This is a genomic window from Streptomyces sp. bgisy100 (genome assembly GCF_057709105.1).
The window spans coordinates 1-25,624 of record NZ_JBYITE010000072.1; the positions used below are offsets into that span (position 1 = coordinate 1).

Annotated in this window: 14 protein-coding genes; 7 read left to right on the plus strand and 7 right to left on the minus strand. The window is 74.6% G+C overall.

Annotation, left to right across the window (positions count from 1 at the left end; translation table 11 throughout):
* Both AC3EQ1_RS29555 and prfB read right to left on the minus strand, forming a co-directional pair.
* Window positions 1-711 (minus strand): hypothetical protein (locus tag AC3EQ1_RS29555; RefSeq protein ID WP_432097384.1); only part of this gene is annotated, 711 nt, incomplete at its 3' end.
* A gap of 346 nt (window positions 712-1,057) precedes the next feature.
* Complete coding sequence (gene prfB, locus AC3EQ1_RS29560) at window positions 1,058-2,164, minus strand: peptide chain release factor 2 (protein ID WP_351514851.1); 1,107 nt, start codon at window positions 2,162-2,164, stop codon at window positions 1,058-1,060.
* Between the two features lie 140 nt (window positions 2,165-2,304).
* On the opposite strand from prfB, the gene AC3EQ1_RS29565 reads away from it, so the two are divergent.
* Window positions 2,305-2,499 (plus strand): hypothetical protein, encoded by a 195-nt coding sequence (locus AC3EQ1_RS29565; RefSeq protein WP_388860831.1) that lies wholly within the window; start codon window positions 2,305-2,307, stop codon window positions 2,497-2,499.
* A gap of 225 nt (window positions 2,500-2,724) precedes the next feature.
* On the opposite strand, the gene AC3EQ1_RS29570 is transcribed toward AC3EQ1_RS29565, so the two are convergent.
* Complete coding sequence (locus tag AC3EQ1_RS29570; RefSeq protein WP_432097385.1) at window positions 2,725-3,984, minus strand: serine/threonine-protein kinase; 1,260 nt, start codon at window positions 3,982-3,984, stop codon at window positions 2,725-2,727.
* 298 nt (window positions 3,985-4,282) lie between these two features.
* Window positions 4,283-5,959 (minus strand): serine/threonine-protein kinase, encoded by a 1,677-nt coding sequence (locus tag AC3EQ1_RS29575; protein ID WP_432097386.1) that lies wholly within the window; start codon window positions 5,957-5,959, stop codon window positions 4,283-4,285.
* Between the two features lie 437 nt (window positions 5,960-6,396).
* On the opposite strand from AC3EQ1_RS29575, the gene AC3EQ1_RS29580 reads away from it, so the two are divergent.
* From AC3EQ1_RS29580 to AC3EQ1_RS29595, 4 genes are all read left to right on the plus strand, one after another.
* The gene (locus AC3EQ1_RS29580; protein WP_432097387.1) at window positions 6,397-9,723 is read left to right on the plus strand and encodes an FtsK/SpoIIIE domain-containing protein; all 3,327 of its coding nucleotides are present in this window, start codon (window positions 6,397-6,399) and stop codon (window positions 9,721-9,723) included.
* 278 nt (window positions 9,724-10,001) lie between these two features.
* A complete protein-coding gene (locus AC3EQ1_RS29585; RefSeq protein ID WP_432097388.1) occupies window positions 10,002-11,375 on the plus strand; it encodes an ABC transporter substrate-binding protein in 1,374 nt (457 codons plus the stop codon).
* Between the two features lie 13 nt (window positions 11,376-11,388).
* Window positions 11,389-12,756, plus strand: a complete 1,368-nt coding sequence (locus AC3EQ1_RS29590) for a carbohydrate ABC transporter permease (RefSeq protein WP_432097389.1) — start codon at window positions 11,389-11,391, stop codon at window positions 12,754-12,756.
* Window positions 12,753-13,661 (plus strand): carbohydrate ABC transporter permease, encoded by a 909-nt coding sequence (locus tag AC3EQ1_RS29595; RefSeq protein ID WP_432097390.1) that lies wholly within the window; start codon window positions 12,753-12,755, stop codon window positions 13,659-13,661. Before AC3EQ1_RS29590 ends, AC3EQ1_RS29595 begins: the two co-directional genes overlap by 4 nt.
* Window positions 13,662-13,824: 163 nt before the next feature.
* Here AC3EQ1_RS29595 and AC3EQ1_RS29600 read toward each other — a convergent pair whose 3' ends face one another.
* Window positions 13,825-15,324, minus strand: coding sequence for a glycosyltransferase family 39 protein (locus AC3EQ1_RS29600; RefSeq protein WP_432097391.1), 1,500 nt, complete (start codon window positions 15,322-15,324; stop codon window positions 13,825-13,827).
* Window positions 15,325-15,490: 166 nt separating this feature from the next.
* On the opposite strand from AC3EQ1_RS29600, the gene AC3EQ1_RS29605 reads away from it, so the two are divergent.
* Window positions 15,491-17,254, plus strand: coding sequence for a glycosyltransferase (locus AC3EQ1_RS29605; protein WP_432097392.1), 1,764 nt, complete (start codon window positions 15,491-15,493; stop codon window positions 17,252-17,254).
* Between the two features lie 180 nt (window positions 17,255-17,434).
* On the opposite strand, the gene AC3EQ1_RS29610 is transcribed toward AC3EQ1_RS29605, so the two are convergent.
* Window positions 17,435-18,721: a glycosyltransferase gene (locus AC3EQ1_RS29610; protein ID WP_432097393.1), complete on the minus strand. Its 1,287-nt coding sequence runs from the start codon at window positions 18,719-18,721 to the stop codon at window positions 17,435-17,437.
* Window positions 18,718-21,618 (minus strand): bifunctional glycosyltransferase/CDP-glycerol:glycerophosphate glycerophosphotransferase, encoded by a 2,901-nt coding sequence (locus AC3EQ1_RS29615; RefSeq protein ID WP_432097395.1) that lies wholly within the window; start codon window positions 21,616-21,618, stop codon window positions 18,718-18,720. Before AC3EQ1_RS29615 ends, AC3EQ1_RS29610 begins: the two co-directional genes overlap by 4 nt.
* Before the next feature lie 1,300 nt (window positions 21,619-22,918).
* Here AC3EQ1_RS29615 and AC3EQ1_RS29620 point away from each other — a divergent pair.
* Window positions 22,919-25,303, plus strand: coding sequence for a PIG-L family deacetylase (locus tag AC3EQ1_RS29620; RefSeq protein WP_432097394.1), 2,385 nt, complete (start codon window positions 22,919-22,921; stop codon window positions 25,301-25,303).
* Window positions 25,304-25,624 lie beyond the last annotated feature (321 nt).

A 25,624-nucleotide genomic window follows, 5' to 3' on the forward strand; every position in this document is an offset into this window, starting at 1 on the left:
CGCGGCGGCGCCGCCGCCACGGGTGATCAGGCGCGGCAGCATGCGGAAGCCGATGCCGCCCGCGATCATGGTCGCGGCGCCGATCAGCAGGAACGTGGTCTCGGAGGCGCCGGTCTCGGCGAGCTCCTCCTTGGCCTCACCCTGCTGGACGGGCTGCGAGCCGACGCTGTCGGTGTCCGTGCCGGTGCCGGTCCCGGCGCCCGCACCGGTGTCGGTGCCCGGGTTGTTGCCGCCACCGCCGGTGCCGTTGCCGGCACCGCCCGTGCCGTCGGTCGGGTCCTCGGTCGGGTCGGTGGGCTCGCCGGTCGGGTCCGTCGGGTCCGTCGGGTCCTCGGTGGGCTCCGTGGGCTCACCGGTGGGGTCGGTCGGGTCCGTGGGCTCGCCGGTCGGGTCGGTCGGGTCCGTGGGCTCACCCGTCGGGTCCGTGGGCTCGCCGGTCGGCTCACCCGTGGGCTCGCCGGTCGGCTCACCCGTCGGGATACCGGTCGGGTCGCCCGTCGGGATGCCCGTGGGGTCACCCGTCGGCTGCTCGCCGATGTCGATTCCGGCGTGCACACCCTTCTTGCCCGCGTGCGCGCCGACGCCGATACCGCCGACCTCGACATCCACACCCACGGCCTGAGCGGCGCCGGCGGCGGTCAGCGACGCACCCGCGGCGATCACCGCGCCGGCCGCGATCCGCGCCACACGCAGCCGCATTTTCTTGGTCATGTGCTTGCTACCCCCAGTAGCTGATTTGTCAGTGAGCAGCCCTGCGTCGGGCAGCGGCAGCATGGGGGGAGAAAAGAAACAGGCGGGACAAACCGCCCCCGCCCCCGATCGCACGCGCCTCAGTCATGGGCATGCCGCGCGTCAGCTTTCCCACTTTTCACATCAACGTCAAGGTCATTCCGCACGCATTGTCGACTATGCAGCGAATGCCCACCGTTGAAGTCGGCCGACTGTGACGAAAAAGGCAACCGCCACTCGGTGAGCGGCAGTTGCCTCGGGAAGCTTTCGGATTCAAGGACCCTTGCGCCATGACCCCGCGAGGGCGGGGGCACAGCGCAAGAAACCCTTACTTCTCCTGCTGCTTGCGCCAGCGGATACCGGCCTCCAGGAAGCCGTCGATCTCGCCGTCGAGCACCGACTGCGGGTTGCCGACCTCGAACTCCGTCCGGAGGTCCTTGACCATCTGGTACGGGTGCAGGACGTACGAACGCATCTGGTTGCCCCAGGAGTTGCCGCCGTCGCCCTTCAGCGCGTCCATCTTCGCCTGCTCCTCCTGGCGGCGCCGCTCGAGCAGCTTGGCCTGGAGGACGTTCATCGCGGTCGCCTTGTTCTGGATCTGCGAGCGCTCGTTCTGGCAGGAGACGACGATGCCGGTCGGGATGTGGGTCAGGCGCACCGCGGAGTCCGTGGTGTTGACGCCCTGACCGCCCGGGCCGGAGGAGCGGTACACGTCGACACGCAGCTCCGACTCGTCGATCTCGATGTGGTCGGTCTGCTCGACGACCGGGAGGACCTCGACGCCCGCGAAGGACGTCTGCCGGCGGCCCTGGTTGTCGAACGGCGAGATGCGGACGAGGCGGTGGGTGCCCTGCTCCACGGAGAGGGTGCCGTACGCGTACGGGGCCTGGACGGCGAAGGTGGTCGACTTGATGCCGGCCTCCTCCGCGTAGGAGGTCTCGTAGACGTCGGTCTTGTAGCCGTGCCGCTCGGCCCAGCGGAGGTACATCCGCTGCAGCTGCTCGGCGAAGTCGGCGGCGTCGACACCGCCCGCCTCGGCCCGGATGTTGACGACCGCCTCACGGGAGTCGTACTCGCCGGACAGGAGGGTGCGGACCTCCATCTCCTCGACCGCCTTGCGCACGGCGACGAGCTCGGACTCGGCCTCGGCGCGGGCGTCCGCGTCGTCCTCGGCGTCGGCGAGCTCGAAGAGGACCTCGAGATCGTCGATCCGGCCGCGCAGCTCCTCGGCACGGCGCAGGTGCCCCTGGAGATAGGAGAGCTTGCTGGTGACCTTCTGGGCGTTCTCCGGGTCGTCCCACAGGGAGGGGGCCGCCGCCTGCTCCTCGAGCACGGCGATGTCGGCCCTCATCGTGTCGAGGTCCAGGACGGCCTCGATCGACCCCATGGTCGAGGAGAGGGACTTCAGCTCTTCGGATACATCGACGACTGCCACGGGTCCAGCCTAACGGCTGTGACGCGGAGCTCTGCCCGTGATGCGCCGGCACTGGACCTCACAGCAAAACACCCCACAATGGGTGATACGCGAGCAATGGCTCCGTTGACACGACCCACAGAGCACGAAGGAGGGTCGACATGACCGAACCGCACGAGGACGGGTCCACCGCCCTGCCGAAGCACCTGAACCTGCGCACGGGTGCCGAGGGGCCGGTGGACCCCGAAGACCTCGTCAAGCTCAGCGGCCGCGATGTGACACCCGAGCGGATCGAGCGGGCCCGGCGGCTCCTCGACGAGAAGGGAGCCGCGGCGGTCGAGCGGTACCTCCCCTGAACCCCTGATCCCGCGGAATCCCCGCCGTCCGGGCCGCACCCGAGCCCGGGGGCCGGGAGGGGTGCGGCTCCTTCAGGACCGGTGCGCCGGGTGAGCGCCGTGCTCCCAGGCATGCGTCGCCCCTGGTGGGGCCGGTCCGGCGGGCGCTGCCGGGTCGCCTTCCGCACCGCCGCCGCGGGTCCGCGGCGGCGGGGACCGGGCCGCCCCGAGCAGGGCGCGGAGTCCTCAGGGGGCCGAGGAGGCGCCGTCCGGGCGCTCCACGCCCGGCGGCTTGGCGTCGCCCTCGTCCTCGCCCGCCGCGAGCCAGCCGCCCAGCCCGGCCGCGGCGACGAGCCCCAGCGCGACGGCGCCCAGCCTGATCCGGCGGCGGCGCACCGCCTCGGAGGCGGCACGGCTGCGGGCCGAGCCCGGGCGCCGCTCCCCCGCGGCCCGGGGGAAGCGCGCGGTGCCGTGCGCCCCGCCCGCGAGTTCGTCCGCGCTGGGCACGCGCATGCTGGTGTGGGTGTCCCGGTTGGAGTCCCGCGCGGCCCCGTGCACCAGGGGCACGGCGCCCCGGCGGGGGGTTTCCGGGCCGTCCTGCGGCCGGTGGGGCTGCTCGTCGTGGACCGGGTCGGGGTCCTCGGCCCCGGAGTCCGGCTCGTCCACGTCCAGCGGGGGCATCCCGGCCAGATCGGGCAGCAGCTCCCGCAGCCGCCCGGCGAGTTCCGCCGCGCGCAGCCGGGAGGCGGGGGACTTCGCGAGGCACTGCACGAGGAGCTGCCACAGCTCGTCGGGGATGCCCGGCAGCGGTGCCACGGTCTCCGTCACATGGCGGCGGAGGATCGCGCCGGGGTAGCCGCCGCCGAACGGGGTGAATCCGGCGAGCAGTTCGTAGAGGACCGTCGCCAGGGCGTAGATGTCGACGGAGGCGCGGGGCGGCAGGCCCTCGACGATCTCCGGTGCGAGGTAGTCGGGCGTGCCGATGATCTTCGTCGCCCTGGTCCGGCTGGGCGCGTCGACGAGCCGGGCGATGCCGAAGTCGGTGAGCAGCGCCGGGTGGGCGCCGCCGGGGCCGGCCGGGCCCTGCACGTCCAGCAGGACGTTCTCCGGCTTCACGTCGCGGTGGACGATCCCGGCGGAGTGCGCCGCGGTGAGGCCGTCGGCCACGTCCGCGGCGATGGCGACCGCCGTCTCGGGGGCCAGGCGCCGGTCGCGGTCGAGCCGGGTGCGCAGGTCGGTGCCGCGCACGAGGTCCATCACGAGGGCGAGGTCGTTGCCGTCCACCACGAGGTCGCGGACGCCGACGACCCGGGGGTGGGAGAGGCTGAGCAGAGCGGTGCGCTCCTGCACGAAGCGCCCGACGAGCTCCTGGTCCGAGGCGAGGTCCTCCCGCAGGAGCTTGATGGCGACGGGCCCCTCGGGACCCTCGCCGAGCCACACCGTGCCGGCGGATCCCCGGCCCAGGACCTGGTGGGCGGTGTACCGGCTGCCGATCTTCCGTGCCAAGACTGCTCCGACGTGTCGTGCCCCGTGGTCTCCGGGGCTGGCGTTGGCGACAAAACTACGCGGACACCGGGGTGTTGGGTGCCCCGGATGACGGCAACCGTCGCTTCTGAGCGGGAAATCACCCCTCAGGAGTCGACAAATCTCCAGACCGGCGGATGCGTCACGAACAAATCTCCCGGGAATGGCGCCACGGGGTCCGGAAATGCCGAACACCGGTACGCGACGGGCGCGTACCGGTGTCGGGACGAATGCCTACCGGTTCTACCGGTTGCTTACCGGGAATGGGCGGGCCGGAAAATCACTGTCCTCCGGAGCCGGAGGATTTGCTGATCTCCGACACCCAGTCCTTGACGCTGTTGAACCAGTCCCCGGCCGCGTTCCAGAAGCTCTTTCCGTCGGCGATCCAGTCCTGGAGGGGGGTGAGTTCCCAGATCAGCCAGGCGCCCACGACGAGCATCAGGATGCTGAACAGGCAGCCCTTGAGGCAGCCCAGCCCGGGGATCCGCATCGGATTGGCGCTGCGGCGCGGCTCCCGGCGCCGCGGCTCCGGCGCGGGCGGGGGCGGCGGGGTGTGCCGCTCGGGGCGGCGCTCCCGGCGGCGCGGCTGCTGCTGGGGCTGCTGCGGCGGGTAGGGCGCCTGGGCCGGGCCGCGGCCCTGCGGCTGGCCCTGCTGCCCGTACTGCTGCTGCCCCTGCTGCGGGCCGCCGTACGGCTGCGGCGGGGGCGCCGCCGGACGCCGGGGCGGACGGCGGCGCAGCGGGTCCTCGCTCGGGTCCAGGTACTGGACCTGGGTCTGCTCGTTGCGGTCCCGGGCGGCGGCCATCTGGCCCTGCCACGGGTGCGGGCCGTCCTGGACGGGCGGCATGGCCTGGGTGGGGTCCGCGTTCGGACCGCCGGGGCCGGCGCCGTGCCGCAGGGCCTGGGTGGGGTCGGCGTTCGGGCCGGTGGAGGGCAGCACGCTGGTGGCGGCGGCCGGGTCGTAGGAGCCCGCGCCGGACGGCAGCACCTGGGTGGGGTCCGCGTCGCCGGAGGCCCCGGCGCCCGAGTCGGGCACCGGCGCGGGGGCCGGGTCGGGGGCCAGCAGCGCGGCCACACCGAGGGCGGCCTCGGCCTGGGCGGCGGAGGCGTGCACGCCCACGCCGTCGGCGACGACCCGCAGACCGCGGGCGAGGTTCTCGGCGCTGGGCCGCTCGTCGGGGTTCTTGCGCAGACAGCGCTCGATGACCGTCCACAGCGGTTCGGGCACCGTGCTCGGGCGGCGCGGCTCCTCGCTCAGGTGCCGGTGGAGCACCTCCAGCGCGGTGGAGCCGGCGAACGGCGGACGGCCGGTGACCAGCTCGTACAGCACGATGCCGGCGCCGTAGATGTCGACGGCGGAGGTCTGCGGGCGGCCCTCGGCGGACTCCGGCGCGACGTAGGCGGGCGTGCCGACGAACTCCTGGGTGCGGGTCAGTCCGGGCGAGTCCGCCAGCCGTGCGATACCGAAGTCGGTCAGCATCGGGTGCAGCTCGCCGCCGGCGTCCATGAGCAGGACGTTGGCGGGCTTGAGGTCCCGGTGCACCACGCCGTCGCTGTGGCTGGCCGCTAGCGCGTCGGCGATCTGCGCGGTGAGCAGCGCGGCCGCCACCGGCGAGAACGGGCCGTTCTCCCGCAGATAGCGGTGCAGGTCGGGGCCGTCGATCAGGTCCATGACCAGGGCCAGCAGATCGCCCTCGACGACCAGGTCCCGGGTCCGCACGATGTTGCGGTGGGTGAGCCGCAGCAGCACGGAACGCTCGCGCAGGAAGCGCATCACGATGTCCGGGTCGCCGGCCAGCTCCTCCTTGAGGACCTTGATCGCGACGGTCTCGCCCGGCTGGCCGGGAACGGCCGCCTCGGCGCCGGCCGCCTCTCGCTGGCTCGCCCGCCAGACGGTGCCCGTGGCTCCGCGTCCGAGCGGCTCCTCGAGCAGGTACTTGCTGCCTACCGGCCGCACGTCTGCGCTCCCTGATCGTGGTCCAAATTACGGGGCCGCCCGACGGCTCGGCGACCCGTTCGACCCACTGTAATGCCGCCGTACGGTATGCCGACCGGTTACGACGACCCGGGCTCGACTGGAAGACGTGCGTTCCGGGCAGATGGTTGCCGAGCGGACGGCGCCAACCGGAATCCATCCCCCCCGGCGGGCGGGGGCGACACCGTAACGCGGGCCACAGCGGCACATTTGCGCCGTAGCCCGGCCAATCAAGATCGATTGTCGCCGGTCCCGGCGCGAAGTGTCGGTGGCAGGTGCGAGGATGCACCGAGCACGGAAGCGGTGGGCAACTCCGGTCCCGTCCGCCGTGTGACCTGTACGTGCTGAGGTGCCTGTGCACGGCGGGGGAGCCGGCCTCCCCGGTCGCGCGCGCCGGGCAGAAGGGACCGTTGACGGCGATGCAGATTCGGCTGACCGTCCTCGGACCACGCGGCGGTTACGCCGCGCGGGTCTGCGACGTGCTCGTCACGGCCCCTGCCGGTACCGCGCTCGCCGCGGTGGCGAGCGGGCTCGCGGCCGCCGTCGCCGCCTCCTCCGGCGCAACTCCCCCGGCACCGGGCCGCCGCGACGGGGCCGCCGCCGAGGCGGGTGCCCCCGGAGCGGGCGCCGCACGATCCGGCGAGAGCGCCCCGGACTCCTCCGGCGGCTCCGGCCCGGTCGTGCTGTACGCGGGCACCGAGCGGCTCGACGCCCAGCGCTGCGCCCTCGGCGAGCCGCCGCTGACCGACGGCGCCGTGCTCTCCCTGGGCGGCCCCGCTGAGCCCGAGCGGCACCCCGGCGGGCCCCCGGTGCTGCCGTCCGGCGCCCCCGCCCAGCTCCATGTGGTCGCGGGGCCCGACGCGGGCGGCGTCCATCTGCTGCACGGCGGGCAGATCCGGATCGGGCGGTCCGCCGACGCGGACGTGCCCCTGGACGACCCGGACGTCTCCCGGCTGCACTGCGCGGTCACCGTCGCGGACGACGGCCGGGTCACCGTCGCCGACCTGAACTCGACGAACGGCACCGCGCTGGACGGCGAGCCGGTGGGCGGCGCCCCGGCGCCGGTCCGGCCCGGGGCGCTGCTCCGGCTGGGCGAGTCGGCGCTGCGGCTGGTCGCCGCCCCCGGCCCGGCCGTCGGAGCGCCCCCGGCGCCCGCCGGTACGCCGGTGCCCGGCGCCCTGCCGGCCCGGCCGGACGGCGAGGGCCATCTGCGGGTCGTCGTGGGCGCGGCGGCCCAGGACGCGGACGGGCGGGACCCGGCCGGACCGGTGCCCCCGCCCGGGAGCCGCGCACCGCAGGCCGGGGACGGCACCGTCGCGGGCTGGGGCTACGCGGAGTCGATGGTCACCCACCCCGGCACGGCCGCGGGCGGCCCGTATCCCGCCTCCGCCGCCCTTCCCGGACAGCCGGACTCCGCCGCGACCCACCCCGGGCGGCACTCTCTCGCCGGTCCCGGGCAGGAGGGCGCCCCGCGCCAGGTCCGGCGGGTGCGCGGCATAGGGGCCTGGGCCCGGCGGCTGGCCGGAGCGCGGGCCGATGCCGGGGCGGTCCCCGGCGCCGAGCCGCCGCCGGCCCGCCCCGCGGTGGACACCGCCGCCGAGGAGGCCGCGGCGAAGCGGTGGCCCGACCCGTCCGAGGTGCTGCTGACCGCGCTCGGCCCCGGCCCCCGGCTGTGGGAGCGCGGCCCGGTACACCCGGACACCCTGGTCGTCCGGCTCGGCACCGCCGACCGGCCCGGCGCCCCCGCCGCCCCGGTCACCCTCGGACTGCGGCAGACCGGCTCGCTGGGGCTGGCCGGGCCGCGGGCACGGCTGACCGGGCTCGCCCGCTCCGTCGTGGCACAGCTGGCCGCCCTGCACCCGCCGGGCGACCTGGAGATCGTCCTCATCTGCACCGACCGGGAGCGCCCGGCGGCGGAGCGGCTGGCGGAGTGGGGCTGGCTGGGCTGGCTGCCGCAGGTCCGCCCGGCGCACGGCCAGGACTGCCGGCTGCTGCTGGCCCACGACCGGGACCAGGCAGCGGCGCGCACCGGTGAGCTGGTGCGGCGGCTGGACGACGGACCGCTGGGGCCCGGCTGGATCACCGCGGACCGCGCGGCGATCGCGGAAGCGGCCGGGGAGTACGACGGCCCGTACACCCTGGTGATCGTCGACGGCGATCCGGGCTCGGCCGCGCTGCGCGGGACGACGGCGCGGCTGGCCGCGGGCGGGCCGGCGGCCGGTATCCATGTGCTGTGTCTGGCCGAGACCCCCGCGGCGTCGCCCGCGTCCCCGCTCTCCGTGACGCTGAACATGGCGCGGGAGGCGTCGGCGCCGTTCTCCGAGTGCGGGGCGGCCGCGCTGCTCAGCGGCGATGTCGCCACCGCGCTCCGGGTGATGCACCTGGGCCCGGCGGGCCCGGTGAACAACGGTGTGGTGGCGACCGTGGACGCGGTGTCGGCCGCCTGGGCGGAGCGCTTCGCCCGCGCGCTGGCCCCGCTGCGGGCCGCGGACACCGGTGGTGACGGGCCCCGGCGGGTGGCCGCCCCACTGCCGCGGACCGCGCGGCTGCTGGACGAACTGGGGCTGGCCCGCGCCACCCCGGCCTCGCTGATGGCCCGGTGGGCCGCGGCGGCGGACGCCGGACCCGCCGAGGGCGGCCGGGTCTGCGCGGTGCTGGGCGCCGGACCGCACGGACCGCTGTCCGTGGATCCGGCCTCCGACGGCCCTCATCTGCTGGTGGAGGGCGGTCCGGGCAGCGGCAAGACGGAGCTGCTGCGTTCGATGGCCGCCTCGCTGGCCGCCGCCGACCGGCCGGACCGGGTGGCGCTGGTCCTCGTCGACGGCGGCGGTGCCGAGCGCGGCGAGGGGCTGCGGGTCTGCACCGAACTGCCGCACGTCTCCACATATCTGGCGGCGGCGGACCCGGTGCGGATGCGGGCCTTCGCCCAGGCCCTGGGCACCGAGCTCAAGCGCCGTGCGGAGCTGATCGGCGACGGCGACTTCACCGACTGGCACACCCGGCGGGCGGTGGCGGACCGGATGGTCGCGCCGCGGCGCCCCCGGGACCCTGACCCGGTGGCCGACCGGCACGGGGATCTGGAGTCGGCGCCCAGCGGGACGCTGAAGCTGCGCGCCCGCGGCGGCGGTTCGGCGACGGGCGCCGGACCGGGCGGCGCGGGCCGGACGGCGGACGCGGCCGCGGGCGAGGACCCCCCGGCGCTGCCGCGGCTCGTGGTGCTCGTGGACGACTACGACGAGCTGGTGGCCCCGGGGCTGGGCAGCCCCGGGCGGCCCGCGGCCGGTTCGGTGGTGCGCGCCCTGGAGGCGGTGGCCCGGGAGGGCGCCCGGCTCGGGGTGCATCTGATCGCGGCGACCGGCAGTCCGGACCGGACGGCGGAGACCGCCGCGGCCGAACAGGCGGGGCTGCGCATCGCGCTGGAGATCCTGCCCGCCGAGGGGCCGGGGTCGGCGCGTCCGGAGGCCGGGGGCGATGCCGGGGAGCCGGCACCGGGCCGCGGCCGGCTGCTGTTCGCCGACGGTTCGGTCACCCCGTTCCAGGCGGGGCGGGTGACGGGCCGCATCCCCCGGACCGCGACCCTGCGGCCGACGGTGGTGCCCCTGGAGTGGGAGCGGATGGGCGATCCGCCGACCCGGCGGCCGGTGCGGGAGCTGGGCAACGGTCCGACGGACCTGGCCCTGCTGGCCAGCGCCCTCCACCGGGCGGCCCAGTCGGCACAGGCGCCGGCGGCTCCACCGCTGCTGTGAACTCGGGGGAGCGGGCGGGTACGCGGTGGTTCCCGCGCTGCGCGCCCAGCCGGAGCCGGCCGCGTTCATCCGGGTGCTTGGATCTCCGCCGCCTGCATTGACGCCCTGTCACATCCTGGTCACGATGGGCCACTTGGCGCCGCACGCGGTATTGCGGGGGTTCGCGTTCCGGGCGTAGGACTGAGCCACGGGACGCACGGAGCACCTACGGCCGCCGTCTGCGGGGTCCGCGCAACGGTGGCCCCCCGTGGCCCGGCCCAGGGGAGACGGGGCAGGTCATGCGCACAACTCTTCGCTCGGCACGTACCACTCGCACCGCGCTGGCGATCGTCACCGCGGGCGCCCTCGCCCTCACCGCGGCGGGATGCGGCGACGACGGCGACGGCTCGTCCGGGGGCTCGGGGAAGGGCGGCTCGAAGGCCTCCACGGTCCGGCTCCCCAACCTGGACGGAGAGAAGCTCCAGGTCGCGGCCGTGTGGACCGGCGCGGAGCAGAAAAACTTCACCGCGGTGCTTGAGGAGTTCGAGAAGCGCACCGGTGCCCAGGTCGGCTTCGTGCCGACCGGCGACAGCATCTCCACCTTCCTCGGGACGAAGATCGAGGGCGGCGAGCCGCCGGACGTCGCGATGCTCCCGCAGGTGGGCGCGCTCCAGCAGTTCGCCGACAAGGGCTGGCTGAAGCCGCTGGGCGGCCCGGCCAAGGCCCAGCTGGGCAAGAACTTCTCCCGCGGCTGGCAGGACCTCGGCGCCCACGACGGCACGCAGTACGGCGTCTACTTCAAGGCCGCCAACAAGTCCCTGGTCTGGTACAACACCACGGCCTTCGAGAACGCGGGGGTCTCCGAGCCGAAGACCTGGAAGGAATTCCTCGCCGCGGCCCGTACGATCTCCGACTCCGGCGTGCCGCCGGTCTCCGTCGGCGGGGCGGACGGCTGGACGCTCACCGACTGGTTCGAGAACGTCTACCTCTCCCAGGCGGGCCCGGAGAAGTACGACCGGCTCGCCCGGCACGACCTGCCGTGGACCGACCCGTCCGTGAAGCGGGCACTGACCACGCTCGGCGAACTCTTCGGCGACCGGACGCTGATCGCGGGCGGCTCGGACCGCGCGCTGCAGACCGAGTTCCCCAAGTCCGTCACGCAGGCCTTCACCGGGGGCGACGCCCCGGGTGCCGCGATGGTCTTCGAGGGGGACTTCGTCGCCGCCAACATCTCCACCGACACCGACGCGAAGGTGGGCAAGGACGCCAAGGTCTTCCCGTTCCCGGCCGTGGGCGGCTCCTCCCCCGTGGTCAGCGCCGGGGACGTGGCGGTGGCGCTCAAGGGCGGCAAGGGCGCGCAGGCGCTGCTCACCTTCCTGGCCTCCACCGACGCCGCCGCGATCTGGGCGGAGGCCGGCGGCTACATCTCTCCGAACCGGAAGCTCGACCCGGGCGTGTACCCGAACGCCGTGCAGCGGGACATCGCGAAGGCGCTGATCTCGGCGGGCGACGCCTTCCGGTTCGACATGTCGGACCAGGCACCGGCGTCCTTCGGCGGCACCAAGGGCGCGGGCGAGTGGAAGGCGCTGCAGGACTTCCTGAAGAACCCGAAGGACGTCGCGGGCGCCCAGCGGAAGCTGGAGGCGGCCGCCGCCAAGGCGTTCCGGAACTGACGGGCCGCCGGCCATGACGACCGCGACCGCGGAGGGCACGGCCGCACCGGGCACACCGCCCCCCGCCCGCTCCGGACCACCCCGCGGCAGGGGGACCAAGGGCACCCGGCCGTGGGTGGCCGCCTGCTTCCTGCTGCCCGCGCTGGTGCTGCTGGGCGCGCTGGTGGTCTACCCGATCGGGTACTCCCTGGTGCGCAGCTTCTTCGGCGCCGACGGCTCCGGATTCGTCGGACTGGACAACTTCGCCGAGGTGTTCACCGACCCCGACAGCCTCACCGCGGTCCGGAACAACCTGATCTGGGTGATCGTCGCCCCGGCCGTCTCCACCGCGCTCGGCCTGATCTACGCCGTGCTCACGGAGCGGATCCGCTGGGGCACCGCCTTCAAGCTGGTCGTCTTCATGCCGATGGCGATCTCGATGCTGGCGGCCGGGATCATCTTCCGGCTGGTGTACGAGCAGGACCCGGACCGCGGGGTGGCCAACGCCGTCTGGGTGGGGGTGCACGACACCTTCACCGAGTCCGCCGCCTACCCCGGCGCCCGCCCGGGGCCGCGCACCGAGCTGCGGCCCTCCGGCGGCGGGTCGTTCACCAGCACCTCGCCGCTGGCCGACGGGGTGCCCGCGGATGTGCCGCTGGTCGGCGTGCCCGCGGCGAAGCTGCCGTCCGGCGCCGCCGCCGCGCGGCCCGCGCCCCGCGCGGCCGGGAAGATCACCGGCACGGTGTGGCTGGACTTCACCCGGGGCGGGGGCGGCCGGCCCCGGGTGATCGACCCGGGCGAGAAGGCACTGGCCGGGATCCGGGTCGAGGCGGTCCGGGACGGCCGCGTCGTCGCCTCGGCCGAGGCCGCCGCCGACGGCACGTACGCACTGCCCGCGGACCGGGCCGCCGGGGCCCTGCTGCGGCTGCCGGCCGGCAACTTCGCCGAGCCGTACAACGGCGTGGACTGGCTCGGCCCGTCGCTGGTCACCCCGGCCATCATCGGCGCGTACGTGTGGATGTGGGCGGGCTTCGCGATGGTGCTGATCGCCGCGGGCCTCGCCGGGGTGCCGCGGGAGCTGCTGGAGGCGGCCCGGGTCGACGGCGCCGGGGAGTGGCAGGTGTTCCGGCGGGTGACGGTGCCGCTGCTCGCACCGGTGCTGGCGGTGGTGCTGGTCACCCTGATGATCAATGTGCTGAAGATCTTCGACCTGGTCTATGTGATCGCGCCCGGGGCGACCCAGTCCGACGCCAATGTGCTGGCCCTCCAGCTGTATCTGTCGTCCTTCGGGAGCGACGCCGACCAGGGCGTGGGCAGCGCCATCGCCGTGCTGCTGCTTCTGCTGGTGGTGCCGGTGATGATCCTCAACATCCGCCGCATCCGGAGGGAGCGCCGCCGATGACCACGACCACGGACGCGGTACCGGTACGCCCGTCCCGCACGGTGGAGAAGGCCCGGCCGTCGGCCGTGTCCCGGCTCGCGGCCCGCGCCGGGGGCGGACTGACGCAGGTGCTGCTGGTCCTGGTCGCGCTGTTCTGGCTGATGCCGACGCTCGGGCTGCTGATCTCCTCGCTGCGCGAGGGCTCCGACATCGCCGGCTCCGGGTGGTGGAAGGTGTTCGGGGCGCCGACCCAACTGACCGTCGACAACTACGCCGAGCTGCTCGGCAACGGCGCCATCACCGAGTCGCTGCTGACCACGGTGCTCATCACGGTCCCGTCCACGGTCCTCGTCGTCGTCATCGGCTCGCTGGCCGGATACGCCTTCGCCTGGCTGGACTTCCCGGGCCGGGACGGGTGGTTCCTGCTGGTGGTGGGCCTGTTGGTGGTGCCCGTCCAAGTGGCGCTGCTGCCCGTCGCCAAGCTCTTCAACAGCCTGGGGATCTTCCAGACGACGGCGGGGGTGGTGGTCTTCCACACCGCGTTCGGGCTGCCGTTCGCCGTCTTCCTGCTGCGGAACTTCTTCGCCGAGATCCCGCGCGAGCTGCTGGAGGCGGCGCGGCTGGACGGGGCGGGCGAGGTCCGGCTGTTCACCCGGGTGGTGCTGCCGCTCGGCGGGCCCGCGATCGCCTCGCTCGGCATCTTCCAGTTCCTGTGGGTGTGGAACGACATGCTGGTCGCCCTGATCTTCGCGGACAGCGGCTCACCGCCGGTCACGGTCGCCCTCCAGCAGCAGGTGCGCCAGTTCGGCAACAACATCGACGTCCTGGCGCCCGGCGCGTTCGTCTCCATGGTGATTCCGCTCGTGGTGTTCTTCGCCTTCCAGCGGCAGTTCGTCACCGGGGTCATGGCGGGCGCGGTGAAGTAGGCCGGGGCGGCGGTCCTCGCGGGCGGGCGGCGGTGTCCGTGGGCGGCCGAGGGTGGTGTACGGACGGCTGTCCGGCCTGTCGGCCGCGCACGAGAACCGGTCAGCCGTGCGCGAGAAGCGGTCAGCTGAGCGCGAGGAACGGTCGCCAGTGCACGAGGACCGGTCAGTCGTGCACGAAGAGATGGACGCTGCCGCCGTGCAGCCGGGCCACGCCCTCCCGGTGGAACCGGGTCGCCAGCACGTCCTGCTTGACCCGCTCCACCTCCGCCCGGAACACCCTCCGCTGGTCGGAGTCCTCCCGGTCCAGCAGCCACACCCGGTCGGCCCGCGACAGCAGCTTCCGTACGCGGTCGGGCGGCAGTTCGGTGCCGTACAGCGTGCCGGAACGCCCCGGGGACGCCTCCAGCGCCACATCGCGCAGCCCGGCGAACGCCTCCGGGTAGGCGATGGCGGCCTTCCGCCGGGTCCCGGCCAGGAAGACCACCGCGTCGCCCGGCTTCGCCCGGGCCTGTACCGCCTGCGCGATCGGCCGCAGGTCGTCCATCCGGCTCTCCCCGGAACGCACCTCGTTCTGGGCGGCCAGCTGCCCGCCCAGAACCATCGACACCACCAGCGCCCCCGCCAGCGGCAGCGAACCCCGCCACGGCACCCGGGCGGCCAGCCGGTCGGCACCGGCCGCCACCAGCAGGGACAGCCCCGGCAGCGCGTACAGCACGTACCGCAGGTCGTACAGCGGATACAGCTGGGACACCGCGATCAGCAGGACGGGCGGGACGACCAGCAGCGGCAGCGCCACCGTGATCAGGGTGGGCGGGGTCGCCGCGAACGACGGGCGGCGGGGCAGGAACAGGGCGGCCGCCGCCAGCGGCAGGGTCAGACACGCGGCCCCGCCGGACGGTCCGGCGAACGCCCGCACCAGATGGACCACCTCGTCCCAGCCGGGCCGGGTGATCCAGGCGATCGCCTCCACCTGACCGCCCGCCACCCACAGCAGCGGGACCAGGACCACCACCGTGCCGCCCGCCGCCATGCCCCACAGGCGCCAGGTCCGGGGAGCGCTGCGGGCCATCAGCAGCGTCACGGCGTGCGCGGCGAGCAGCAGCACGGCGAGGGCGTGCAGCACCACGGTGAGCGCCACGACCCCGGCGTACGCCTGCCACCAGCGGCGGTCCGTGCTCCGGCAGCCGCACACCAGGAGGTAGGTGGCGGTGGTCGCGCCGGCCACCACCAGGGCGTACGACCGGCCCTCCTGGGCGTACAGGCTCACCACCGGCACCACCGCGAACAGGGTGCCCGCGATCAGCCCCACCCGGGGCCCGGCCAGCTTGGCGCCGGTCGCCGCCACGGCCGCCGCCGCCCAGCTCATCGCCAGCACCGAGGGCAGCCGCAGCATCACCTCGTCGGCGCGCACCGCCAGCAGCAGGTGCATGCCGAAGTAGTACAGCCCGTGGACGGCGTCGAGGTTCTGCAGCAGGTGCCAGAGCTCGGCCGGGGTGCGCCGGGCGGCCGTCCAGGTGGCGGCCTCGTCGCCCCACAGCCCGCGCCGGTTCAGGCCCCAGAGCCCCAGGACCGCCATGGTGACGGCCGGGATCAGCAGGGTCGCGACCGGGGTGCGGCGTGCCAGGACGGGCCGGAAGGGGATCCTGACCTCGGTTGTGACCATCGACGAGCTCCTGTTCTTCGCACGGTCCCGTCTTTGGTTCGGCAGCAAACGGCCCCCGCTTGATCCCCCGCACGGCGTCGGCCCGGCCCGTGGGGGCAGCGGGTCCCGTCACCCGGTTCGCCGCTCCCGGCTCGGAGAACGCGGCCCCCGGGGCTGAAATGGAGGGGTGGCCCCCAAGGCAGCACAGACGGCTCCGATACCGTCCGCGGCGCAGGTCGGCGTCATCGTGATCGGCTACAACGACGCCGGGCACATCGCGGACGCGGTGCTGTCCGCCCTCCGCCAGGGGGCCGGTGTCGCCGAGGTCGTGGCGGTCGACGACGGCTCCACCGACGACACCGCCCGGGTCCTGGCCGACCTGGCACGCCGCTACCGGCGCGTCCGGGTGGTGCGCCGCCGCGGCAACAGCGGCGGCTGCGGCACCCCGCGCAACGACGGTCTGCGGCGCGCCACCGCCCGGTACGTGATGTTCCTGGACAGCGACGACGTGCTGCTGCCGGGCGCGGTGGACGCCCTGCTCGCGGCCGCCGCCCGGCACCACGCCCCCGTGGTGGCGGGCGCCTGCGTCCGCCGTGAGCTGCCCGGACACCGCGAGGTCCGGTGGCAGCAGTCGCTGTACCGCGCGGAGGCGGTGCACGACTCCCCCGCCGAACGGCCCCGGCTGGTCCGCGACACCCTGTGCGTCAACAAGCTCTACGCCCGCGCCTTTCTGCAAGGGCACGGCATCACGTTCCCCGAGGGGGCGTTCCGCTACGAGGACTTCGTCTTCACCGCCCGGGTGCTGGCCGCCGCCCCGCGGATCGCGATCGTCCCCGACGCCGTCTACGGCTGGCAGGTACGCCGTTCGGCCGAGCGGCCGTCGATCTCCCTGGACCGTAACGGCCCGGACAACTGGCGCAGCCGGCTGGCGGCGCACCGCCGGTCCGTGGAGATCTTCGAGGAGGCCGGGCAGAAGCAACTGGCGCACGCCGCCCGGGTGAAGTTCCTCGACTACGACCTGCGGATGTACCTGCGCGAGCTGGGCGGGCACAGCGCCGCGCACCGGGAGGCCTGGTGGCAGCTCACCCGCGCGTATCTCGCCGGCTTCGACGCCGCCGAGCTGGCGGCCGCCCGCGCCCCCGCCCGCTGGATCGCCCGGGTCCTGCTGGCCGCGGAGCACCCGAGGGACCTGCGGCGGCTGATCGAACTAGCCGGCCGGCCGGCCCGGCTGCTGCCGCCCTACGCACGGGTCGAGGGCCGGCCCGTCTGGGATGTGGACCTGCCCGGGGTGCTGCTGGACGGGATCGACACCAAACCGCTGCGCCGGCTGCCGGTGACCGTCGAGGCGGAGCCGGTCGTGAGCGCCCGGACCCGGCTGCTGCGGATCCGGGTGCACGAGATCTACGGGCGGCTCGCGGCGGCCGGGCCGCTGACGGTCGACCTCGAGCTGCGGCACCGCGAGGACGGCGCGATCGGGCTGACCCGCGACGCCGTCCTCACCCCGGAGGCCGGGCGGGACCGGGGTGCCGGCCTCGGCCCGGAGACCGGCCGGGTCCGGGACGCCGGTCTCGGACCGGAGGGGGGCCGGGTCCGGGACGCCGGCCTCGGACCGGAGGGGGGCTCCGCCCCGGGTGAGGGCATCTCCTCGTGGTCGGCCGAGGTCCTGCTGGATCTGGACGCGCTGGCCGTCCGGACCCGCGGCTCCCCGCCGGACGTCTGGGACCTGCGGGTCCGGCTGCACTGCGCCGACGGGTCCTCGCTGTCCACCGGCGTCCGGGCCGCCGGGCCGGGGCTGCGGCGGACGGCCGTGCCGAGCCGTGGCCACGGGGTGCTGCTGGTCCAGCCGTATGCCACCACAGGCGGTTCGCTGGCCCTCCGGATCGCGCCGGGGCCCCGGGCGGCGGTCGCGGTGGTCACCCGGAAGCTGCGACGGGCGGCCCGTCGGCGGTGAGCCGTGCGCGACGGGCGCGCCCGCTGTCGGCCGGGAAGCGGGGACGGTGGCGGGACAGGCGCGCCCACAATCGGCCTAGGGCGAGGGGTGAGGGGTGAGGGGGCGGTGATGGCAGGGGCATACGGTCCGCCTCCCCCTGCTTGCCGGGCGGGGTCCGCCACCCCCTGGCTTGCCGGGCGCTCAGCGTTCCAGAAAGGCGAACAGCTCCTCCCAGCGCCGCACGACCTCCTCGGTCGAGAACCGCCGCACCCGTTCCCGGGCCAGCTCGCCCATCCGGTCCCGCAGTTCCCGGTCGGACATCAGGATGTCCAGCCGACGGGCGAGTTCGCCGGTGTTGCCCGGGGCGGCGAGGAGCCCGTCCTCTCCGTCCCGGATGATCTCGCGGACGCCCGGCGCGCAGTCGAACGCCGCACACGGCACCGCCGCCGCCATCGCCTCCATCAGCGAGAGCGGGAACCCCTCGCCCCGCGAGGACTGGACGAAGACCGAGCCGCCGCGCAGCGCCCCCGGCACGTCGCCGGTCCGCCCCCGCCACGCCACCGACCCGTCCAGGCCCAGCGCGGTGCACTGCGCGCGCAGCATCTCCTCGTCCTCGCCGGAGCCGTAGATGTGCAGGGTCCAGTCGGGGTGCCGCGGCGCGACCTCCGCCCAGGTGTCGAGGAGCATGTCGATGCCCTTCTGGTCGGTCAGCCGGCCCATGCTCGTCACCACCTTCGCGGTCCGGGGCGAGGGCTCGTCGGGCATGAACGGCAGCGGGTTCGGCAGGAATCCGGTGTTGTCGAGCCCCTGCCGGATCCACAGGTCGGCGTCCTCCTGGGTGAGGACCAGCATCCGGTCGACGTCCCGGTAGAACCGTTGCACCCGGCGGAAGCGCGAGCTGTCGCGCGAGTAGGCGTACGACTCGTGGCTCATCCCGATGACCGTCGCCCCGGCGGTGTCGGCGAGCGTCACCCACTCCATGGCCCAGACCTGGGTGACGATGACGACCGCGCCCGGCCGCGCCTTCCGGAACAGCGCGCTCAGCTTCTCCGCCTGCTCCCGCATCCCGGCCTCGCGGGCGCCGCGGCGCCGGCGTTCGACCGGGTTGAACCGGCTGCCGAACGTGACCGGCCGGGCCTTGGGCGGCGGGGCGTCGTAGAGGGTCAGCACCGGGTACGCCGGCTCGCCGCCGAGGCTCTGCCGCTCCTCGGCGGGCCCGATGCCGATGACTCGCACCCGGTGCCCGCGCGCGGCGAACAGCCGGGCCATCTGGTGCGACCAGCTGGTGACCCCGCCCAGCTCGTCCACGCTGTTGGAGACGAAGAAGATGTCCCGCCCGGTGGCGGCGGGGCCGGAGCGGGGGCCGGGGCCGCCGGCCACGGCGGGGGTTCCGGACGCCTCGCGAACACCGGAGAGACCGGAAGTCCCGGAGACGTCGGAAGTGCCCGGGAGTACCGGGGCATCGGCAGGCATCCGCTGCTCGTTCATGTGCCGCTCCGCGGGGTGAAGAACCGGTTCACGATGGTGCGGGCGGCGTCGCCCCGGTCGTACTCGCCGTACTCCGCGACGAACCGGCGCCGGGCCTCCGCGTACTCGGTGTCGGCGGACTTCAGCTCGGCGACCGCCGCGAAGAGGGCCTCCTCGGTCCGCACCACCGGGCCCGGAGCCTGTTCCAGGAGGTCGAAATAGGTGCCGCGGCTCACCCCGGCGTAGTCGTCCCAGTCGTGGACGTAGAACAGCATCGGCCGGTCGAGGAGCGCGTAGTCGAACATCACCGAGGAGTAGTCCGTGATCAGCCCGTCCGCGAGCATCAGCAGCGGCGTGATGTCGTGGTGGTCCGTCACATCCAGGACGGTGCCGTGCACCGACGGCGGCAGCACCACGTGGTTCAGATAGTGCGAGCGGATCAGCAGGGTGCAGCGGTCACCGAAGCGCCGGGCGAACTCCTCGACGTCGAAGGGCAGCTCGAAGGCGCGGATCCGCCCGCCCGGACCGCTGCGGAAGGTCGGCGCGTACAGCAGCACCTGGCGGCCCTCGGGGATGCCCAGCTCGGCGGCGAGCGGGCCGCGCTCCCGCACTCCGGTCGCCTCCTCCCGGGCGCGGGCCGCGACGAGCGGGTCGTTGCGCGGATAGCCGGTGCGCAGCAGCACCTCGTCCTTGAGCCGGTAGGCGCGGGCGAGGGTGCGCACATCGTGCTCGGAGCGGATCAGGAAGTGGTCGAAGCGGTCCAGCACCCGCTGGTAGCCCTCCTGGTCGGAGCGGTTGAGCAGCTTGTAGCGGGGCTCGTCGAAGCCCATCCGCTTGAGCGCCGAACCGTGCCAGGTCTGGATGTACGTGGTCTCCGGCCGCTTGGTGAGCTTCAGCGGGAAGCCCTGGTTGTCGATCCAGAACTCCGCCTGGGCCAGGGCCCGCAGATAGGGCCAGCTCCACCGGCGCACCAGGGTCGCGTCGGCGGGGAAACCGTCCGGCTGCCGCCCCGTCCAGGACCAGACGGGCTCGAAGTCCACGCCCTGCCGGCGCAGCTCCTCGTAGATGGCCCGGGGGCTGTCGCTGTACTGCTTGCCGAGGTGACTCTCGAAGACCACCAGCCCCTTGCGCACCGGCAGGACGCGCAGCGCCCGGTGGTACGCACGGATCTTGGTCTCCCCGGAGTTGAGCGTGCGCTTGGCCTTGCGGGCCCGGCGCACGGCGGACTTGACGAGCCCTCCGGCGGGCCCGGTGACGGCGGCGTCCACGGCCTCGCGGGCCCGGATCGCCGCCCGTCCCCGCACGGCCAGCCGGAACGCCAGGTGCCCGCGCCGGGAGATCTCGGGCTCCAGCCGGTCGGCGACGAGCCGGGTGAGCCGGGGGCGGACGCGCAGCGGGCGGGCCTGGTCGAGCGCGAGACCGCCCACGCTGAGCCGGGTGCGCAGCCGCTCGCCGTCGACGTCCAGGAGCAGCCGGACGTCCCACACCGCGTCGATCACGCCCAGCGGACGCAGCCGCCGCGCGAGGTCCGCCTCGGCGGTCCAGTCCAGGAAGTCGCCGTGCCGGCGCAGCGTTCGGAGCGGGAAGTGGAAGGTCTGCAGACTGCGCCGGCGGGCCCGGAACTCCAGCCGTCCCCGCACCCGGGCGCCGGGGCCGATGCGGCGGAGCGGATTGACCACGCTGCCGGCGAGCCGCACGGTGCCGCGGCCGTCGTCGGCGTATGCGGTGAGCCGGTTGCGCAGGAACATCCGCCGAAGCGGAATGCCGTGGTAGTCGGCGTCGGTGACATCGAGGACCTTGCGGCCCTCCGGGTCGTCGAGGTGCTCGGCGCACCAGTAGACCCGCCCGTCCCGCTCGGTGAGCGGCGAGGAGATCTTGTCGCGGTTCATCAGGGTGTCCGCGGCGGGCAGCAGGTTGTCCCAGTCCTCGCGGACCAGGAGGTAGGCGCAGATGGCCTGGATCGGCTGGACCTCGTCGTACGCCGCCGGGTCGAGACCGGCCAGGTAGGAGCCGGCCAGCTCGGCGAACCGGTGGCGGTACTCCTCGTCCAGCAGGGGCAGGTCGCGCAGATGCAGGACCAGGTCGTGCTTGAGGAACTTCACGTCCTTGTGGAACTTCAGATCCGGCAGCCGCCGTTGCTCCAGCAGAGTGTCGATCCGGCGGTGGATCTCCATCCGGTGCGCGAAGTTGGCGATCTCGTGCCGGCGGTTGCTGATGGACTTGGCGCCGGTCCGGTCGACGACGTTCCAGAAGTAGACCCGGTTGGGGATCAGCGTGATGCGCCCGGCGGCGAGATAGGCCTGGGCGGAGAAGAGCAGGTCCTCGTAGTGGATCCCCACCGGGAACAGCAGGTTCTGCTCCAGCAGGAAGTCCCGGCGGTAGCACTTGTTGGTCGACAGGGTGTCGAAGATCAGCAGGTCGGGGAGTTCGGAGACGGATTCCAGGGTGCGGGTCTCCTGGTAGATCCAGGGGTACCAGTCCTCGCGCTTGCCGTGCCGGCTGTCGACGTGGACCCGGACGCAGCGGCCCGAGACGAGATCGGCGCCGCTGCTCTCGGCCGCCGCGAGCAGGTTGCGGCAGGCGTTCCTCTCCAGTTCGTCGTCGCTGTCCAGGAACATCACGTACCGGCCGCGGGCCTCGCCGATGCCGTGGTTGCGCGGGGCGCCGCAGCCGCCGCTGTTGGCGGGGAGCCGGAACGCCCGCACCTGCCCCGGACGCTCGGCGGCGAGCTGCCGGGCGACGGCGTACGAGTCGTCCTCGCTGCAGTCGTCGACGATCACGACCTCGACGGCGCGGAGCGTCTGGGCGAGCACGGAACGCACGGCGGTGGGGAGCCGGGCGGCGTCGTTGTAGACGATCACGACCACCGACACGTCGGGGGCCGGGCGCTCGGGGCCGGCGGGGCTCTCGGGGTTCACCGAGCTCTTCAGGCCCTGGGGGCTTTCGCGGCTCTCCGGGCTTTCGCGGCCTTCGCCCTCCTCCCGGCTTTTACGGCTCTCGCGGCTGTTGCGGCTCTTGCCGCTCGTGCTGCCGTTGCCGCTCGTCCTGCCGTTGCCGCTCTTGACGGTTGCGCCGCTCGCGTCGCTCGCGTCGCTCGTGCCGCTCGTGCCGCTCTTGACGCTCTCGGCCGAGGGCTCCGCCGTGGGCTCCACGGCGCGCACGGGCCCCTCCGAATTCTCCGGCCCCGCCGAATTCATAGGCCCTCCAGGCAACCCGAAGCGTTCCGCCGACATCATAGAAATTACCGGGAATGGCCGATGTCGGCCCCACAAAAGGTGGCAAATGCCATGGGCCCGGTCGGGTGAAGGTGTGACACCGGAGGCACGGTGGCACCGGAGAGGCACGGTTCATGGTCGGTCGCGACACCCGCTTCCACGAGCAGCGGACGCTCCCCGGATCCCGGTCGGCCGCCCCCCGGAGCGCGGGGCCGAGCCCTGCGGGCCGGGGCACGGGTACACGGAACGCTGCATGGGCGAGGGCGTGGTGCCCGACGTCGCGGAACGCCGCGTTGGCGGGGGCGCGATGCCCTGGTACGCGGAACACTGCGTTGGCGGAGGCGGATACGCCGTGCCCGGGAACGCCCGACGCTGCGTGGCCGGAGCCGGCGTCCTCGTCGCCCCCGCCCCCGCCCCTGACTTCGATTTCGGCCCCGGGCCCGGCCGACCGGGGCGCGTACGGGGTGACGGGACGGCCGCGATGAGCGGACCCGGTTCCAGCACCTCCCCGAAGCGCGCCTCCGTCCCCGGCGGCCTCCTCCCCCGCGTGGCCCCCGGCTCCGGCTCCGGCCTCCCCGCCACGCGCCGCAGCGGACAGGCGGAGCCCGGCGCGCGCCCCGACGGGCCGCCCGGTCCCGGCACCTGGCCGGTCCGGGCGCTGCCGCCCCGACCGCCCGGATCCCCGCCACGACCGGCACCACGACCGACAGCGCAGTCGGCCCGGCGACCGGCGGCACGACCCGTACCGGGACCGGCGACAGCGAGCTGATCCGGCACGCGTCCGGCGGGCCCTTCGCCGCCCCGCGGCTCGTTCCGTCGCTGCGCGCCGTGCCGTTCCCTCTCCGCTCTGCGCCGCCTCCCTGCGTGCCGCGGCTCTCCCACCGCTCCGGTCCTCCCCTGCTCGGTCCTCCCCACTCCGGTCCTTCTCCTGCTCCGGCTTCTCTCCTGCTCCGGCTTCCTGCTCAGCCTCCTGGGCTGTTCCGCACCTTGAAAGTGAACACCGATGCCTGCGATACCCAATCGTCTGCTCCGCAGCGCGCTCACCCTGGCGCTCGTCGGAACCGTGGCCTCCTGCTCCGCTCCTCTCGCCCGTGGCACGGCGGACGTCCGGGAGCCGGCCGCCGGCCGCGCCCGTGCGGCGGGCATGGCCGCCGACCAGCGGATCAGAACAACGGAATCGGTCCTCCAGGTCGTCGCCCACCCGGACGACGACCTGTACTTCATGAATCCGGACCTGAGCCAGTCGCTGCGCTCCGGGAACGCGCTGGCCACCGTCTATCTGACGGCCGGCGAGTCCAACGGAGTCAACGCCTCCGCTGAGGACGCCCGCCGGAAGCAGCTGCCGGCGGACCGGGCGAAGTTCGCCAAGGCCCGGCAGAACGGCATCCGTGCCGCCTACGCCCGCATGGCCACCGGGGACCCCGCGAGCCCCTGGCGGCGCGAGGTCGTGCCGACCGACGGCGGCGGGGAAGCCGAGCTCGACACCCTCCGGGCGCACCCGAAGATCCGTCTCGTCTGGCTCCAGCTGCACGAGGCGGAGAGCATAGGCCGCGACCGGCCGCACAGCCTGCGCGGTCTCTGGGACGGCCGGGTGTCGGCCCTCAGCTCCCTCCTCGCCTCCGGCAGCGTCGTCTCCGAGGACTTCGCCTATTCCGGGGAACAGCTGGTCAGCACCCTCACCGGGCTGCTGGACCGCTTCCGGCCGACGTATGTGCGGATGCAGGACCCGACCCCCGACAGCAAGCGGAGCGGCATCGGCTGGACCGACCACCAGGACCACATGTACGGCGCCCGCTTCCTGCAACGGGCCCTCGCCCGGTACGCCGAGGAACCGGACCGGCCCCCGGTCGGCACCCAGGTGTACCTCGGCTACCTCAACGGCTCGCTGCCCCACACCCTGGACCGCACGGCCCTGCGGACCAAGCTCGACGCCATCCGGACGTACGGCTGGACCGACGGCCGCGACTGCCGCGACTCCGCGGGCTGCGGCGACCTGAAGGTCGGCGCCCGCCCCCTGGGCTTCAACTGGGCCCAGAGCATCCGCTACCACCGCGGTGAGAGCACCAGCTGGCTCCAGCCGCAGCGGAACGGCGCACTGCGGGCGTTCGCCACCCTCGACGGGCGGCTCGCGGTGTGGAGCCAGCGCGCCCGGGGCTCGGCCCAGTGGTCCGGCCCGGACCTGCTGCCCGGCGCGGGCATCGACGACGGCGTGACGGCCCTGCGGCTGCGCGACGGCCGGATCGCGGTCTTCGCCACCCGGACGCTGCTCGGCACCGGACCGGCGGACTACCGGCGCGAACTGGTCACCACCGCGCAGACCGTGCCCAACGGCCGGTTCGGCCCCTGGGAGTCGCTCGGCGCCCCCGGCCCCGACGCCGTCTCCAGCTGGCAGCTCGGTGCGCCCGCCGTCACCCTGGACGGCTCCGGCCGCGCGACCGTCTACCTGCGCAACGGTGCCCACGGCCTCAGCTCCCGTACCCGGAACGCCGACGGCTCCTGGCAGCCCTGGACGGACCTGGGCGGCACCGGACTGCTCGGCAACCTGGCCGTGGCCACGGACCGGAAGGGCCGCATGCACGTGCTGGCCGCCACCCCCGCCTCCGTCCTGGCCTGGTCGCAGTCCCGGCACGACGCGGCCATGGGCGCCCCGGAGCCGACCGGACTGCCCGCCACCACCGGTCCGCTGACCGCCCATCCGGACGCCACCGGGGTCCGGCTCTACTTCCGCCGCCCCGGCTCCGCCGACCTGCTCACCGCCCACTCCCCCTCGGCCTCGGCCTCGTCCTCTTCTTCCGGCGCGTCCTCGACCTCCTCTTCCGGCGCGTCCCGCGCGGGCCGCTCCGTCGGGGGCGCCGTCGGGCACTCCGGCAGGACGTGGCGGACGGAACCCGCCGACCTGGGCGGCATCGCCGGCTTCGGCCCGGTCGAGGTGACACCCCAGGGGCCCGGCGTCCTGCTGACGGCCCGGGACGACCGGGGCACGGTCAGCGCCGCCCGGTACGCACCAGCCGACACCGCGAAGGACCGAGCCGGTACGGGCGGCACCACGGCGGGCGGCACCACGGCGGGGCGCTCGGCCGCGGAACGTTCTGCCGCGGAAGGTTCTGCTGCGGAACGGTCTACTCCAGAGCGTTCGGCAGCCGGACGTTCGGGGGGCGGGGGTGCGACCGCGGGCCGCTCGGCCGCGGGACGTACCGCGGCGGGCCGGCCCCGGCCTCTGGACTGGGAACCCGGGCGCTTCCTCTTCAGCGGCGCCCCGGCCGGCGCCCGGTCCGGCACGGCCGGCCCGGCGGTGGCCGCGATCGGCCTCGACGGCCGGCTCTACTGGACCCGCACCGGCCGCACCCCCGACCTCACCCCCTGGCGCCCCGCCACCGGCCAGGACTGACCTGCCTGGCCGGGGAGGGAGCCCAGGCGGAGGACGGGAACGGGGGACGGGGGCGGGGCCGGGACGGGGGCGGAGGACCGGGGGCAGGGACCGGAGACCAGGGACCGGGGCGGAAGACCGGGGGCAGGGACCGGAGACCAGGGACCGGGGCGGAAGACCGGGCGAAGCCCGGGCCCCGGGGCCCAGGGGCCCGGGGCTGCGGTGCGACACAACGAAACCCCGGTGGCCAGTCCCCAGGCGGCTACAGTCCCCAGGCGGCTGGAACAAGCGGGAGGGGGGGGGGGGGGGGAAACAGGGGGCCCCCCCCCCCCCCCCCCCCCC